The sequence below is a fragment of the Mucilaginibacter sp. P2_D11 genome (assembly GCF_056404435.1).
Genome location: NZ_JBFUEA010000006.1, coordinates 388120 through 401983, shown reverse-complemented (window position 1 = coordinate 401983; position 13864 = coordinate 388120). Strand labels below are relative to the sequence as shown.

Sequence of the window (13864 nt, the reverse complement as noted above, 5' to 3'; positions counted from 1 at the left end):
AAAAGTGGACCTCAACCAAGGCATAGTCAGTGTGTGCACCAGGCCTGGGCAACTCTTTTACAGTTACTATCAAGGAATGATCAATAATAATATTGAACACCTTTCTATATTGAACCGGATAAAAAACGTTTTGCTAAAGATTGTATTCAAACTTATTCATTCGGACACCCTGTTTAACCAGGAAATCTTCATGAAAAACAAAGTCTCATGGCAAAAACATTTGCATATGTCATAGTAATCAGGATGACGGTTCTGTTAATGCGTGGAGAGCTTACTCCTCCGCCAGCGGCAGTTCTATATAAAAGGTGGATCCTTTGCCGGGTTCACTCTCTACGCCGATGCGGCCGTTGTGGTTTTGGATAATTTCGTGGGAGATATACAGGCCCATGCCCAGCCCGCTGGCCATGTTCTTTTTATCCTCTACGCGGTAAAAGCGTTCGAATATTCGGTTTTTTTGGTCGTGGGAGAGGCCGATGCCTTTGTCGATAACAGAAATGCGCACGTAGTCGCCATGCCGTGCGGTATCTATCTCAACAGTTTTGATTACGTGCGAGTATTTAACGGCATTATTCACCAGGTTCATCAGCACCTGCTCCAGCCGCTCCTGGTTGCCGCGGATGGTGTAGTGTTGGCCGGCATGGCTGCTGAATGTGAAATGCGGGTACATCAGTTGGGCGTTTTCCATGCAGAGTGCAATCAGGTCGTCTACGTCAACGTCGGCAATATTATATTCCAGCCCGCCGGCCTTTATCTTGCTTACGTCGAGCAAATCGTTTATCAGCGATTGCAGCTTGTTTAAAGATCCGCCTGCTTTGGTAATATAATTTTTTATAGCCGCCGGCAATTCCTCCTTGTTGTAGGCCGCCATTAATTGCAGGTAGCCCTTAAGGCTGGTGAGCGGCGTCTTAAGTTCGTGGCTGGCAATGCCTATAAACTCGTCCTTACGCTCCATTTCGCGCTTCTGGTCCTCAATATCGGTAGCGGTGCCCACCCAAAATATAATTTCTCCCTTATCATTACGCAAGGGTTGCGCGCGGTTTAAGTGCCAGCGGTAAATACCATCGTGGCGGCGGTACCGATTCTCTACCTCAAACATCTCGCCCGATTGCAACGCCGCTGCGTATTTTGCGTTAGTTTCTTCCAGGTCATCGGGGTGTATGAGTGTTTTCCAGCCAAAGCCGCCTGTCGTGGCAAAATCGAGGCCTGTATAGTCGTACCAGCGCTGGTTGTACGAGCTTATATTGCCATCAGGCAAGCTGGTCCAGGTCATCTGCACAATGGTATTGGTAAGTAGCTTAAAGTGCTCGCGGCTGATGGTAAGATCGTGCGTGCGTTCTTTAACCGTTACTTCCAATGATTCGTTAAGCGACTCGGTAGCCGAACGGGCCTCTTCCAACTGCTGGTTACGCAGTTTTAATTCTTTCTCGGTGGCTTTTAATATGGTGAGGTCTGTAATGATCAGGCTAAGCGCAATGCCGCCGTCCAACTCAATGGTGGTGCAGCTGAACAGGCAATGCATATCTTTGTCGCCACCGTCTTTTATGGTGATTTCTTCTTTACAATCTTCGTCCCAGCTACCGTTGATTACTGCCTGTAATTTTTCTTTCGCTTTATCGGGTACAAAGGATAGTATCGGCATGCCTATCACCTCCTCTAAGGGCGTATCAACCATAATGGCAAACCTGGTATTGCAGTATAAAACTATGCCTTCGCGGTTTATGGTGGCCGCGCCTTCGTTCATCTTTTCTATGAATACACGATAGGTTTGATCGGCAGTTTTTAGCGTGTATAGTTGGTGGCCTTCGGTATCTTTTACCACCAAAGCATCCACCTGGCCGGTGCGGATAGCCTGTATGGTATCGGTAGCTTCCTCCAGTTGCTGGCGCAGCTCTTCAATTTCGGCTAATAAGCTGTTATTTGAATGGTTTTGCTCCATGTATGTTAATTGATTTCGGGCAGGCCAAGCCCTTTTAAAACTTTATTGGTATTGCTCATGTCGCCAATCATGCGGCGCTCTTTGCCGGGGGCTTTTTTGATGAGCAGGGGCAGGGCTACGATATCTTCGTCCTGCGCCAGTTCGGGTTGCTGGTGTATGTCTATAATTTTTAATTCGTATTGCCCCGGGATATACTTTTCGCAAAGCGCATTCAGGTTTTCTACCGCGCGGATAGAGTTGGGCGATGCCCCGGTTATAAACAAACGCAAAACGTAGGCCGTAGCTTCCTCATTACCCTCGTAATCTGTAAATCCTTTATCCTGGTGGGCCATAATTATGATAGGTACAATTAAGCGGGGCGAATGTTCAGTCCAACAAGCACCTTTTCTTCGTTACTTAAGTCGCCAATGATTTTGCGGATAGGCTCCGGTACTTTGCGCACCAGGGTTGGGATGGCCAGTATCTGGTCGCCCTCGGCTAACTGCGGTTGCACCAGCAGGTCTATTACCTCTATGCGGTATTGCCCTTTCAGGTACTCCTCGCAGTACTTTTTAAGGTTGGCGAGTGCCGTTACCGATTTTGGGGTTTTACCGGCCACGTATAGCCGCAGTTCCCATTTTTTATCTTCTGTTATTTCGTCAATTTCCATTTTATTTTCCTCCGGTGGGTTTGGCGGTGGCTGCTTCGCCTCTCCGTATCTTTGTTATCTCTTCCCGGTTTTTTTCTAATATCTGTTTCTTCAGTTCTTCTTCCAGGTAAACTTTGTTCAGTTCTTCCTCTACCGACTCGTATTCGCTGTTCAGGCTGGCAATTTTTGCCTCCAGCACCTTGCGCTTGCGGGCAATCTCGCGGTCTTTACGGCCTATAGAATGGGTATGAATAGCGTCACCGGTTTGCTCCAGCAGTATTTGTTGTTTGCGCGCCGAGCCGGTAAGTACGCCATCCGGCCCCAGGTAAACATCTATCAAGTTTAAGCCTTCGTCGGATATCACGAACTCGCGCACCTGGTTGCTGTGCTTCATGCCGCGTGCTTTCATTACGTACAGGCCACGGTTGCGTTCGCCGTTGAATTCGATATCGCGTACCAACAGCCAGGAATCAACCAGCGACGATACGCCCTCATCGGTTTGCTCGTTTACGATGGTATTGAGCGATAGTGCGGTAAACATTACGGTTATCTGCTCGTCCTGCAAAAAATCTATCAGGCGCACCAGCATGTTCTTCACCTCGCTTACCGAGCCCACATTAATGAAGTTGGTAATAGGGTCCATGATAACCACGGCTGGTTTAAACTTTTTGATAACCTTGTGTATAGCTACCAAATGCATCTCCAGCCCGTACATATTTGGCCGTGTAGCGTTAAACTGCAGCAGCCCGGCATCAATATGTTTTTTAAGGTCTACGCCTATCGAGCGCATATTGCGCATAATTTGGTTTGGAGATTCCTCCATCGCGAAATAGACACACCGCTCTTTGCGGTTGCAGGCTTCATTGGCAAAATACGCAGCAATACTGGTTTTACCGGTACCTGCTGTGCCCGATACCAGCACGCTGCCGCCACGGTAAAAACCTTTGCCGCCCAACATTTCGTCTAAAGCGGGTATCCCGGTAGATACCCTGTCTGCTGATACCTGTTTTGCAAGTTTTAAAGAAGTTACCGGTAAAACCGAAATGCCATCCTCATCTATCAGGAAAGGGTATTCATTGGTGCCATGCACCGTACCACGGTATTTGATAATGCGCAGTCTGCGAGTTGATATCTGGTTGATAACCCGATGATCCAGCAGGATAACGCAATCTGATACGTATTCTTCCAGCCCCTGACGGGTAAGCGCGGCGCCATCGCCGCGTTCGCCGGTGATAATGGCGGTTACGCCTTTTTCTTTAAGCCAGCTAAACAGCCGGCGGATTTCTGCGCGCAAAACGCCTTGGTTACTAAGCCCCGAGAACAGGTTCTCCAATGTATCTAATACAACACGTTTGGCACCAATGCTATCTATAGCATATCCCAGGCGTATGAATAATCCTTCCAGGTCATACTCGCCCGTTTCTTCAATCTCACTGCGATCGATGTGTACATGATCTACGCGCAGCATTTTATCTTCCTGCAGTTTTTGAAGATCGAAGCCCAGGGAAGCTACGTTCATGGCCAATTCGTCGCTCTTTTCTTCAAAGGCCACAAAAACGCCGGGTTCGTTAAATTCAATGGCCCCGCGTACGATAAACTCTATCGACATGAGGGTTTTGCCGCAACCAGCCTCGCCGCATATCAGCGTGGGCCTGCCCGTTGGCAACCCGCCTTCGGTAATTTCATCCAGTCCGGTTATACCTGTTGGGGTTTTGGGCAGGGTTGGGTAGGCGGGTTTGTTTTGTTTGGTAATGCTCATTTAAGGATAATATAAATTCAAATGTGTCTCGTAAGAGTATAAATATAAGTTAGTACGCAACTTTGTTGCTTGTTTACGCCCTTTTGCTTATCCTGTTACGTTGTAAGTTGCTTATAAAAACATGCCGAATAAACTTATGTGGCTTATTAATGTTTGGTTTATCACATTTTATTTACAATATCCCGCTTAATTTAACTACCGATAAAATATGTTACATGAAGGTTGAGGAGGAGTGTACCCTATGGCTTTTAGTGCGAGTGGGGGTGTATATTTTTTGATACACATTAGGCTTTTTTTGCGCCTGTAAATGCTCTCTATACTTTAAATTCATTAAGCTGGCGCAGCCAGATTGACCGGCTTTTTAAATACCCCCCGGCAAAGCCCGCGCTCCGAATCATAAAGTGTTACTACTTGATTGGAGTTTCATCATAGGTAAACGGGGCGTTGTGCTAAGACCTTAATTGGTCAAGGGAATCAAGCCTAACCGCGGCGGGCAGTGCGCCTGAAACCCACAACAGTGCATGAGGATATCCGCAGGGAAGGGCGAGTCCTGATAGCTATCGGGATTGCCTGGTAAAATCTGACACGGAGGAGCCGCCCCAAAACGACGGCCCTATTTCTGCAACAGCGGGAGCGATACAAAAAAGGAAGCGCCCATATTTTTCCCTTCGCTTTTGGCCCAAATTTTACCGTTGTGGAGTTCTACTAAAATTTTGGCGATGGATAGACCCAGTCCATTGCTGATCTCTTTATTGGTGGGGACAGCACTCAAACGCGCAAATTTGGTAAACAGAATTTGCATATCCTTATCAGTAAGGCCTTGCCCCTGGTCTCTAAACTCAACAATGAGGTTGCCATTCTCTTCACTGGTACAAATGGTTATCCAGGTATTTGCATTGGCATATTTGATGGCATTGCTTAGCAGGTTTTCAAAAACTTCCTGTATGCGGCCCTTATCTATCCTGGCGGTACTTGTGCAATTAAGTTGCTGCAATATCTTTTGATGCTTTTGTTCGGCCATTACCTGCAGGTTGCCAACCACTTTTTCTATCAGGCTATTTGGTTCCACGTCTTCAAAGTTAAGCATCATCACACCGTTATCTATTTTGGCCAGGTTAAGTAGTTCGTTCAAATCATCCAGTATGCGTTTGCTGGCATGGGTAATTTTCCCGGCCATTGCTTTTACGGCCTCTTCTGTGGATTTTTGTTCGATCAGTTTGGCGTAAAGCGATATGGCGGTTAGGGGGTTTTTAATATCGTGTACCGCTATGTTCATCAGGTCGGTTTGCACGCGTACAATGTTGCGGGTGGTTTGGCGCAGCTCCAGTTCGTCGATAATAATTTCCGATAGGTTCTTCAGCATTTCCAGCTGTTTTTCTGTTGCTGCACGCGGAACTGCATCCACCACGCTTATGGTGCCCAACTGGTGGCCATCCAGCGTTTTAATTGGCGCGCCGGCATAAAAGCGTACTACGTTATCCGGTACAACCAGAGGGGTATGCTTCAGTGCAGGTTCCTGGTGTATATCAGTAAAAACGGTAGTATTGGCGCTTAGTACGGCAAGGGTAGCCATGGTGGCTTCGGGCAGTTCGGGCAGGCCGGCTACAGTGCCAACTTTAGCTTTAAAAAATACGCGGTCCTGGTCTACAAAGCTTACGAAAGCGCTGGGGGTATCAAAAATTTGGGCAGCAAGTGTTGCTATCTTGTCGAAGGTTTTATCAGCTGGCGTATCAAGTATCTCGTACTTATACAGTTTCCTTAAGCGCTCTTCGTCATTTAGCGGTATAAGGGATACCTGTTTTAAAAACGTATCCATATGGTATGTCAAAGAGTATCTAAGTGAAATTAATAAGGCAGATAAATGTACTGTTAATAAAATTGATATTGGTGCAATTATTTTTTGTTAAATAAATAACAATTTAAGTGTTGGTTTGTAGGTGTATCGGCATCTGTTTTTTAAAAAATAGCTTGCCCTTACACATAGCCGATTTTTAAGCCGATTTTTTTGTACTGATAATGGACCAACACAGCTACCAACAATGCCTGCCAGCCGAAAATATCTTTAAAACCCTGGTAGAGGAATCGCCCGGTCCGGTTGGCTTATATGTAGGGCGGCAGATGGTAATCCAACTGGCCAATAAAGCTATTTTAAAGGTTTGGGACAAGGATGAATCCGTCATCGGCAAAACTTTTCGCGATGCCCTGCCCGAGTTAGAGGGGCAGCCCTTTTTTCAATTGCTTGATGATGTGTACACCACTGGCGTTGCTTACGACGCTTACGGTGAAAGGGTAGACCTGTTTGTTGACGGGCGCATACAAACCTATTATTTCAACTTTACTTACCAGCCCTTAAAGAACCAACAAGGCGAGGTTTGGGGTATAATGAACACCGCATCAGATGTTACCGAACTGGTGCTTACCCGCCAAAAACTGGCCGAAAACCAGGAACGTACCCGCTTTGCGCTGGAATCGGCAGAGTTAGGCACCTGGGACCTGGACCTCGTAAACGATATTGTTACCTGGGATGCCAAATGCAAACAATTGTACGGCTTTGCGGATGGTGAGGAAGTTTTATCCTATAAAGAAGTTTTAAAATATATACATCCTGATGACAGGGAGCGGATAGATAAAACCGTGCAGGATTCGCTGATACCCGAGCGGGGTGGTTTTTATGATAGCGAGTTCCGCACCGTTGGTGCCGGTGATGGTGTTATCCGTTGGCTGCGCTGCCGTGGTAAGGCTTACTTTAATGAAGAGGGCCGCTGTATCCGCTTTGCGGGGACTGCCTTAGATATTACCAACGAGATAAAAGATAAAGAAGAGCAGCGTAAGCTGTTAACGCTGATTGACCATAGTTCGGACTTTATAAGCTTGAGCGATATGGACGGCAATGTTTATTATGTAAATGCTGCCGGCCGCGAAATGGTGGGGCTGGAGCAGGATACGCCCATATTTATGAGCAGCCTGGATTTTGTGGTGCCCGAGGAAACGGGCAGGGTTCAAAATTCTGTTTACAGATCGGTAGCAGAAGAAGGTCGTTGGAGCGGGGAGGTGCTTTACCGCCATTTTAAAACAGGGGAGGCTATCCCGGTATTCGGCACTTCTATCTTAATACACGACCCCATTACCGGTCAGCCGCAGGGAAGAGCCACCGTATCGCGTGATCTGCGCCGCGAAATTGCCGATAAGCAAGCCCTAATAAACAGCGAGCAATTGCTGCAGAATATTACCAGCGCCGCCCCCGCCGCGCTATGGATGAGCAATGCAGAGGGGATGATAACCTACGCCAACCACACCTGGACAGCATGGACAGGGCAAGCCAATGAAGAGGTTTTAGGAACAGGCTGGCTGGAAGTTATACTACCGGAGGATCGCATCCGTACGGCAGAGAAATTTCTCAGGGATTTAGAATCAAGACAGGCGTACGAAGTAGATTTCAGGCTTTTGTTTAAAGATGGCAGCATCCATTGGTGTATTGCAACGGGTAACCCGCAGTACGATGAGCGCGGGGAGTTTGTGGGCTATATTGGTGCCTGTATAGATGTTACCGAAAAAAAGATAATTGATATTGAGCTGGAGCAAAGCAATGCCGAGCTAAATGCGCAGATAAAGCAATTCGAATTCGTTACTGATTTTATGCCCGTGCAATTATGGACGGCCAAGACAACCGGCGAACTGGATTATGTAAACAAGCGCGCTTTAGACTTTTTTGGCTTGCCCGCAGAACAAATTACTGGCCCCAACTGGCTGGATCAATTACACCCCGAAGACCGGGATGGTTGTATAGCCACCTGGACGGCAGCACTGGAAAGCGGCAGGCTGTACCAGTTCGAGTTCCGCCTGCGCGATAAGGAAGGCAACTACCGTTGGCACCTGGCGCGTGCCCTGCCGTTCATGAGGGATGGAGTCATCGTAAAATGGTTTGGCACCAATACCGATATACACGAGCAAAAACAGATGCAGCGCCAAAAAGACGACTTTTTGGGTATAGCCAGCCACGAACTAAAAACCCCTGTTACCAGCATAAAAGCCTACGCGCAAGTGCTTGGCGCCATGCTTGCCAAAGAAGGCGACGATAGAAAGGCTGCCATGGTAGAGAAGATGGATTCGCAGCTGAACAGGTTGACCAATTTGATAGGCGATCTGCTGGATGTTACCAAGATAAACTCGGGCAAGATACAGTTCAACAAAACATGGTTCAACTTTAACGATGTTGTGCGCGAGAATGTGCTGGATTTGCAACATACCACCAATAAGCACACGCTGGAAATGGAGTTTGTGGAGACAGGCGAGGTGTATTCTGACAAGGACCGTATTGGGCAGGTAATCACCAATTTAATTACCAATGCCATCAAGTATTCGCCTCATGCAGACAAGATTGTCATAAGTACCAAATTGCAAGGCGAAAATGTGTCGGTTTGCGTGCAGGATTTCGGCATCGGCATCCCCGACGATAAAAAGGACAGGGTGTTTGAACAGTTTTACCGTGTTAGTGGCGACAAGCAACACACTTTCCCCGGTTTGGGGCTTGGATTGTACATTTCTTCGGAAATAATTAAGCGTGAGGGCGGTAAAATGTGGGTTAACAGCGTAGAAGGAAAAGGGTCCACTTTTTGCTTCTCGTTACCGGTAGACGGCCACAGTACAACAGAGACAAAATAAACCAGAGAGATTCAATAGAACTTCAGATATATAGCCGAAAAATTTTTACACACTGAGATGAAGCAAAAAAGGATAATGATTGCAGACGATGACCCGGGGATTGTGGATGCTGTGGAGATGCTGCTTGAGTTTGAAGGGTACCAGGTAACCAGTACTGTAGACGGTTCTACCGTGCTGGATATGAAAGACGAGCTGCCCGATTTGCTACTGCTGGATATATGGATGAGCGGCGAAGACGGCCGCGATATATGCAAAAAACTAAAAAGCCTCAGCGCTACCAAAAATATACCGGTAATCATGATATCCGCCAGCCGCGATATCAAAGAATCGGCACTTGCGGCCGGTGCCGATGATTTCCTGGCCAAACCTTTCGAAATGGATGAATTGCTGAAGAAGATTGAGCAATTGACGAATTAAGGGAGGGCTTTTTGTCACCGCGTCTTTGCGAGGAACGAAGCAATCTCCCTATAAGCAGGTCGGATTTGCAAGGCGGCTTTGCTTGCGTAGAGGTTGCTTCGTGCCTCGGCAATGACGCGGTGGTTAGTAACTGCTAAACTTACACCCCCGGCTCCCTCGTCAACCCTTTATTCTTATCCTCGCTGCGCCATGCTTCATAATTCAGTCCCGGCGTTAACCAGTACAGCAGCACCACCCTCGAGTACCTGTAATTGAACGGCGATAATAGGAAAATCACCCCCATTAAAATACCCACATACAGCCAGGGCGAATCGGAATGCGTAAGCATGTAAGTGCCTACCGCGAAGGTTACCATCTGCGCAACGTTGAAGGCATAACTTACGAACATGGCTACGTACCAGTACCCCGGTTCGCGTTCATAGTGCAGGCCGCAGTGTGAGCAGTCATCATACATTTTTTGGCCGGCAAACTGATAGGTGCTGGTAGAGAATATATCGCCGCGACGGCAACGGGGGCATTTGGCTTTTATGCAGCCCTCTAAGGCCGATATAGGTTTTGCGGGCATCAGGTTTTTAGTGTCCATGGCTAAGGGTTTGTTTGCGGAATTCTTCGGGTGTTTGCCCGGTGTATTTTTTAAAGAATTTTGTGAAGTACGAGTTATCGGCAAAGTTTAGCTTATCGGCAATGCCGGCAATATTCATATCCAGGTTTACCAGCAGGCGTTTGGCTTCCAGTATCACGCGGTTGCGTATCACTTCGCCTGCAGATATGCCCAGCATATCGTTGCATAAGGCGTTCAGATGGTTGGGCGTAATGTAAAGCAGGGCGGCATAATCCTTCGGTAGCCGCAGGGTAGCAAAATGCATATCGGTAAGCTTGCGGAAGCTTTGCAGCAACGTGTAGTTATAATTGGGTGCAAGTACAGGATTTTTGCTTTCGCTTTGGCGGGCCACTACAATAAATAGCTGCAGCATCAGCGCTTTTATCATATCCATGCCCAGGCGGCTGGTCTGGCTGCTTTCGTGCAGCAATTGCTCAAATAAAACTACGGTGGCTTGTTGGGCATCGCCGGTTAAATTTATGACTTCATCATCAATGTTACCGCTAAAGAAGGGCAGGTTATCCAGGTAATCGGGCCTCAGCAAAAATGATTGGAAAAACGAGGCAGAAAAGTTGACGATAAAACCATCCACCGGCCCCTCAAAACTCCAGCTGTGTACCTGGCCCGGCACCATAAAGTATATCTGGTAAGGCTTTACCGGGAAGCTTTTAAAATCGATAGCGTGCGTGCCGCCGCCTTCGGTAAAAAACACCACATGGTAAAAGCTGTGTTTATGCGGCAGGCTAAGGTTTTGATGCTTCTGCAGGTAAGGCGCAAACCGGCTGATGAGCAAGTCATCGTGCTGATGGTCGCTCAGCGCGCAGATGTCATAAACCGGGAATGCCTTTTTCATGTTACAAAGATACCTAAGCAAGGCAAACCTTAATGGTGATATATATCACTATTATGGTATTATTTACTGATAAGTAAATTGTGCCAATTGATTGAGTTTATCTTACCGCAAAGAACACAGAGATTAGCATGTTGCTTAGCGCAAAGAACGCAAAGAACTTGCAACGTTTTAAGAGTACACTATTTCTTTTTATCATAAAATGCAGGCTTTGCGCACTTTGCGTTCTTTCTTTGCGTTCTTTGCGGTTATAAAAAGCTACTTATTTCAATTGAGATATATTTTTAAATTACACCGCTATGCTTACAAAACCCGATAGCCTTATTTTTGATATGGATGGCACCCTTTGGGATGCCGTGGATACCTACGCGCACTCCTGGAACGTAATGTTTGCCGAACTGGGTCTCGACAAAAAAATAGACCGCGCACAGCTCGCCGGTATGGTAGGCTGGGAGGGTAAAAAGGTGATAGAAGTAATACTGCCCGAGTTTGAGCCGGATAAGCGCTGGGAGATATATGCGCAGGTAAACGAGAAACGCAAAGTGCTGATACCACAGATGGGCGGCATTTTATATGATGGCGTGAAGGAGGGCCTGCAGCAGTTGGCGCAGCAATACCAGCTGTTTATATTGAGCAATTGCGCAGCGGGCGTTATACGGCAGTTTATTGATTGGGCCGGCATTGATGCGCATATTAAAGACGAGATTGCCTACGGCGTAAACTTTATGCCCAAACAGCACAACATCAAACTGCTTACCGATAAATACGATCTAAAGAATCCCTTTTACGTGGGCGACACCGAGGGCGATGGGCATCAGACGCGCCTGGCGGGCATCCCCTTCGTATTCGTAAGCTACGGCTTTGGCCAAACCGATGATTACGATTTAAAATTCGATGATTTTAACGCGCTCAGCCATCATTTTTTAAACTTATAGGCTGCAATTGCGTTAGCTTTACGCATACAAACACAAACTACTATGAAACGCCGCATATTCACCATTATTAGTTTAGTAATTGTCCTCGTTTTAATTGGGGTGGTTTTCTTCCGTTATTATTATGTTTTTGGTGAAGGCGTAAAGGCCGGTACGCTAAACTATTTCGTAAAAAAGGGCTACGTTTTTAAGACTTACGAGGGCCGCCTTATACAAAACGGTATCCGCACGCCAACACAGGGTGGCGGCATACAATCCAACGAATTTATGTTTTCGGTTACAGACGAAAAAGTGGCCGATAAGCTTAACCACAGCGCAGGCGCCACAATGGATCTGCATTACAAAGAGTACATCCACGCCCTGCCTTGGCGCGGCGTGAGTGAGTTTGTGGTAGATAGCGTGATGTCGGTAACGCCAGTCACCCCAACCGCACCGTAATCGAAAGCATTTCGCCAGGGCAGGCATTCCAATATTAAGTTTGTGTTAAGTTTGGTGGCGTATGCATGCCTGTTGCCATATTTTGTGGACTTTTAGCATTTGCCATTTTAAGTCCCTAATGCTCCGCCACACCAAACACCACCGTACACTCAGGCAAAACCTTGCGCTGGCATCGTCCAGCGCATTCGTATCAGGTATCGTAAACGTGGCGGGGTTGGTATCGTTCTTCGCTTTTACATCAAGCATTAGCGGGCACATGGCCAATATGGCCAAAAACCTGGTTACCCAAAACTGGTACGAGATTGTGCTGTTCATGGGCTGGCTACTGCTGTTTTTTATAGGTTCATTCTTGTCTAGTTTTTCGGTAAAATCATTCGCGAAGCATAACGCATACCGGGCGCACGCCATACCTGTGGTGGCAGAGATATTGTTGCTGCTTTTCGTAGCGGTTTATGGCAACCATTTTTACGAGGAAACAAAAATAGAGCGGGAGATTGTAATCAGCTGTACCATATTTGCTATGGGTTTGCAAACAGGGCTGGTAGCTATCGTTTCGGGTGGGCTCATCAAATCTACCAGCCTGGCCAGCTTATTTACAGATTTAGGTGCCGAGGTTGCCGACTATTACTACATCGGCACAAAAAGAGACCGGCATGTGCGTAACCGCATTTACGTGCGCCTTACGGTGTTGGGCTTTTATGCACTGGGCGGCATAGCGGGCGGTTTCTTTTTTAATAAATATGAATTTGGGATATTTTATTTCGTGCCCGCCATTTTGCTATTGATGTTGCTGTAATTAATACAGCGGATCTGCCTTGCCCGAGTTTTGTACCAATATCTTGCTCAGGTTATATTGCCGTTCGGCCTCGTCGTCGCCTTTTATCAAGCCTTTATCAAAAAGGTGCGTAAGCACTTCTTCCGCGTTTTTTTGATGCGTTGCCAAATCAGTTTGCGGGTTGTGCTGCCAAAGTTTTTGGGCAACCTGCGGGGCGGTGGCATATTCCAGTTGCGCAAGGGCATATACCACATTATCTTGCAGAGAAGCCGCTGCATTGTACTTGTGCGGTACGTGCAGCGGCTTGTATTCTTGATAAAAATCCGGGTCGGGGCTGTCCATGGCTATGCTTCCTGTTTTTCTTTAAGGGCCACAGAATCGCGAAGGGCCTTTATGGCATCGTGGGCCATCTTAAGCCCGGCAATATGATTGCTTAATAAAGATACCACTTTCTCGTCTTCCCAAATCAGTTCCTTATCGTCAATTGCCTTGCGGTATGAGCCTCTGGCAATGTCTTCGCCATATTCGCAATCTGATAGTACTGAGTGATCGTCGCGTTTGCTGAAAGCAGCCCTTACGTCTATCCAGGCATGGTAAAACTTGCCTGATAGCGTGGTACCCTCGGCGGGCGATCCGCCCAGCACATGTATATAATCGTTCAGCTCGGTAACGTAGCCTTTGCTTTGGTCGGCATAACCCTCAAAAACCGACTTCAGGCTAGGGTCGTCGGTACCCTCTATGGCTTTTTGATAACCGGCTACGCGGTCGTTATTAACTTTTATCAGGTCATTCAACGCTGATATCTGGTGGAGGATATGCTGTAATGTTCCCATGGGTATGTTATTTTGGTTAAATAACATAACACT

At 47.1% G+C, this 13864-nt stretch carries 14 protein-coding genes; 5 read left to right on the top strand and 9 right to left on the bottom strand.

All coding sequences use genetic code 11. The features are described 5' to 3' along the window. Window positions 1-271: 271 nt before the first annotated feature. From AC1DXC_RS12165 to AC1DXC_RS12145, 5 genes are all read right to left on the bottom strand, one after another. Window positions 272-1936: an ATP-binding protein gene (locus tag AC1DXC_RS12165; protein WP_477459425.1), complete on the bottom strand. Its 1665-nt coding sequence runs from the start codon at window positions 1934-1936 to the stop codon at window positions 272-274. Between the two features lie 5 nt (window positions 1937-1941). Beyond that, window positions 1942-2268, bottom strand: a complete 327-nt coding sequence (locus AC1DXC_RS12160; RefSeq protein WP_477459424.1) for a circadian clock KaiB family protein — start codon at window positions 2266-2268, stop codon at window positions 1942-1944. A 17-nt stretch (window positions 2269-2285) separates the two neighbouring features. Further along, entirely contained in the window at window positions 2286-2585 is a 300-nt protein-coding gene (locus tag AC1DXC_RS12155) for a circadian clock KaiB family protein (RefSeq protein ID WP_477459423.1), read from the bottom strand. A 1-nt stretch (window position 2586) separates the two neighbouring features. Next, window positions 2587-4323 (bottom strand): circadian clock protein KaiC, encoded by a 1737-nt coding sequence (kaiC, locus tag AC1DXC_RS12150; protein ID WP_477459422.1) that lies wholly within the window; start codon window positions 4321-4323, stop codon window positions 2587-2589. A gap of 613 nt (window positions 4324-4936) precedes the next feature. Further along, on the bottom strand, window positions 4937-6139 hold the full coding sequence (locus AC1DXC_RS12145; RefSeq protein ID WP_477459421.1) for a GAF domain-containing sensor histidine kinase: 1203 nt from the start codon (window positions 6137-6139) through the stop codon (window positions 4937-4939). A 200-nt stretch (window positions 6140-6339) separates the two neighbouring features. Here AC1DXC_RS12145 and AC1DXC_RS12140 point away from each other — a divergent pair, with 200 nt between their 5' ends. Continuing rightward, window positions 6340-8985 carry a PAS domain-containing sensor histidine kinase gene (locus AC1DXC_RS12140; RefSeq protein ID WP_477459420.1) on the top strand — a complete coding sequence of 882 codons (2646 nt, stop codon included), beginning with the start codon at window positions 6340-6342 and terminating at the stop codon, window positions 8983-8985. Between the two features lie 57 nt (window positions 8986-9042). Further along, window positions 9043-9402 carry a response regulator transcription factor gene (locus AC1DXC_RS12135; RefSeq protein ID WP_477459419.1) on the top strand — a complete coding sequence of 120 codons (360 nt, stop codon included), beginning with the start codon at window positions 9043-9045 and terminating at the stop codon, window positions 9400-9402. Between the two features lie 139 nt (window positions 9403-9541). On the opposite strand, the gene AC1DXC_RS12130 is transcribed toward AC1DXC_RS12135, so the two are convergent. Both AC1DXC_RS12130 and AC1DXC_RS12125 read right to left on the bottom strand, forming a co-directional pair. After that, a complete protein-coding gene (locus tag AC1DXC_RS12130) occupies window positions 9542-9985 on the bottom strand; it encodes a DUF983 domain-containing protein (protein ID WP_477459418.1) in 444 nt (147 codons plus the stop codon). Beyond that, entirely contained in the window at window positions 9975-10856 is an 882-nt protein-coding gene (locus AC1DXC_RS12125) for an AraC family transcriptional regulator (RefSeq protein ID WP_477459417.1), read from the bottom strand. The genes AC1DXC_RS12130 and AC1DXC_RS12125 overlap by 11 nt, the downstream gene beginning before the upstream one ends. Before the next feature lie 296 nt (window positions 10857-11152). Between AC1DXC_RS12125 and AC1DXC_RS12120 the strand changes: the two genes are divergently transcribed. The 3 genes from AC1DXC_RS12120 (at window position 11153) to AC1DXC_RS12110 (ending at window position 13019) form a co-directional block, all read left to right on the top strand. Next, window positions 11153-11788 (top strand): HAD family hydrolase, encoded by a 636-nt coding sequence (locus AC1DXC_RS12120; protein ID WP_477459416.1) that lies wholly within the window; start codon window positions 11153-11155, stop codon window positions 11786-11788. A gap of 42 nt (window positions 11789-11830) precedes the next feature. After that, a complete protein-coding gene (locus AC1DXC_RS12115) occupies window positions 11831-12223 on the top strand; it encodes a hypothetical protein (protein WP_477459415.1) in 393 nt (130 codons plus the stop codon). A 118-nt stretch (window positions 12224-12341) separates the two neighbouring features. Then, window positions 12342-13019: a YoaK family protein gene (locus AC1DXC_RS12110; RefSeq protein ID WP_477459414.1), complete on the top strand. Its 678-nt coding sequence runs from the start codon at window positions 12342-12344 to the stop codon at window positions 13017-13019. On the opposite strand, the gene AC1DXC_RS12105 is transcribed toward AC1DXC_RS12110, so the two are convergent. Both AC1DXC_RS12105 and AC1DXC_RS12100 read right to left on the bottom strand, forming a co-directional pair. Next, on the bottom strand, window positions 13020-13340 hold the full coding sequence (locus tag AC1DXC_RS12105) for a hypothetical protein (RefSeq protein WP_477459413.1): 321 nt from the start codon (window positions 13338-13340) through the stop codon (window positions 13020-13022). 2 nt (window positions 13341-13342) lie between these two features. Then, window positions 13343-13831 carry a ferritin-like domain-containing protein gene (locus AC1DXC_RS12100; protein WP_477459412.1) on the bottom strand — a complete coding sequence of 163 codons (489 nt, stop codon included), beginning with the start codon at window positions 13829-13831 and terminating at the stop codon, window positions 13343-13345. Window positions 13832-13864: the final 33 nt, after the last annotated feature.

What these genes read in the sequence shown, in the direction of transcription:
- AC1DXC_RS12165 (WP_477459425.1), bottom strand. Translation starts at nt 1,936, where the DNA reads ATGGAGCAAAACCATTCAAATAACAGCTTATTAGCCGAAATTGAAGAG.
- AC1DXC_RS12160 (WP_477459424.1), bottom strand. Translation starts at nt 2,268, where the DNA reads ATGGCCCACCAGGATAAAGGATTTACAGATTACGAGGGTAATGAGGAA.
- AC1DXC_RS12155 (WP_477459423.1), bottom strand. Translation starts at nt 2,585, where the DNA reads ATGGAAATTGACGAAATAACAGAAGATAAAAAATGGGAACTGCGGCTA.
- kaiC (WP_477459422.1), bottom strand. Translation starts at nt 4,323, where the DNA reads ATGAGCATTACCAAACAAAACAAACCCGCCTACCCAACCCTGCCCAAA.
- AC1DXC_RS12145 (WP_477459421.1), bottom strand. Translation starts at nt 6,139, where the DNA reads ATGGATACGTTTTTAAAACAGGTATCCCTTATACCGCTAAATGACGAA.
- AC1DXC_RS12140 (WP_477459420.1), top strand. Translation starts at nt 6,340, where the DNA reads ATGGACCAACACAGCTACCAACAATGCCTGCCAGCCGAAAATATCTTT.
- AC1DXC_RS12135 (WP_477459419.1), top strand. Translation starts at nt 9,043, where the DNA reads ATGAAGCAAAAAAGGATAATGATTGCAGACGATGACCCGGGGATTGTG.
- AC1DXC_RS12130 (WP_477459418.1), bottom strand. Translation starts at nt 9,985, where the DNA reads ATGGACACTAAAAACCTGATGCCCGCAAAACCTATATCGGCCTTAGAG.
- AC1DXC_RS12125 (WP_477459417.1), bottom strand. Translation starts at nt 10,856, where the DNA reads ATGAAAAAGGCATTCCCGGTTTATGACATCTGCGCGCTGAGCGACCAT.
- AC1DXC_RS12120 (WP_477459416.1), top strand. Translation starts at nt 11,153, where the DNA reads ATGCTTACAAAACCCGATAGCCTTATTTTTGATATGGATGGCACCCTT.
- AC1DXC_RS12115 (WP_477459415.1), top strand. Translation starts at nt 11,831, where the DNA reads ATGAAACGCCGCATATTCACCATTATTAGTTTAGTAATTGTCCTCGTT.
- AC1DXC_RS12110 (WP_477459414.1), top strand. Translation starts at nt 12,342, where the DNA reads ATGCTCCGCCACACCAAACACCACCGTACACTCAGGCAAAACCTTGCG.
- AC1DXC_RS12105 (WP_477459413.1), bottom strand. Translation starts at nt 13,340, where the DNA reads ATGGACAGCCCCGACCCGGATTTTTATCAAGAATACAAGCCGCTGCAC.
- AC1DXC_RS12100 (WP_477459412.1), bottom strand. Translation starts at nt 13,831, where the DNA reads ATGGGAACATTACAGCATATCCTCCACCAGATATCAGCGTTGAATGAC.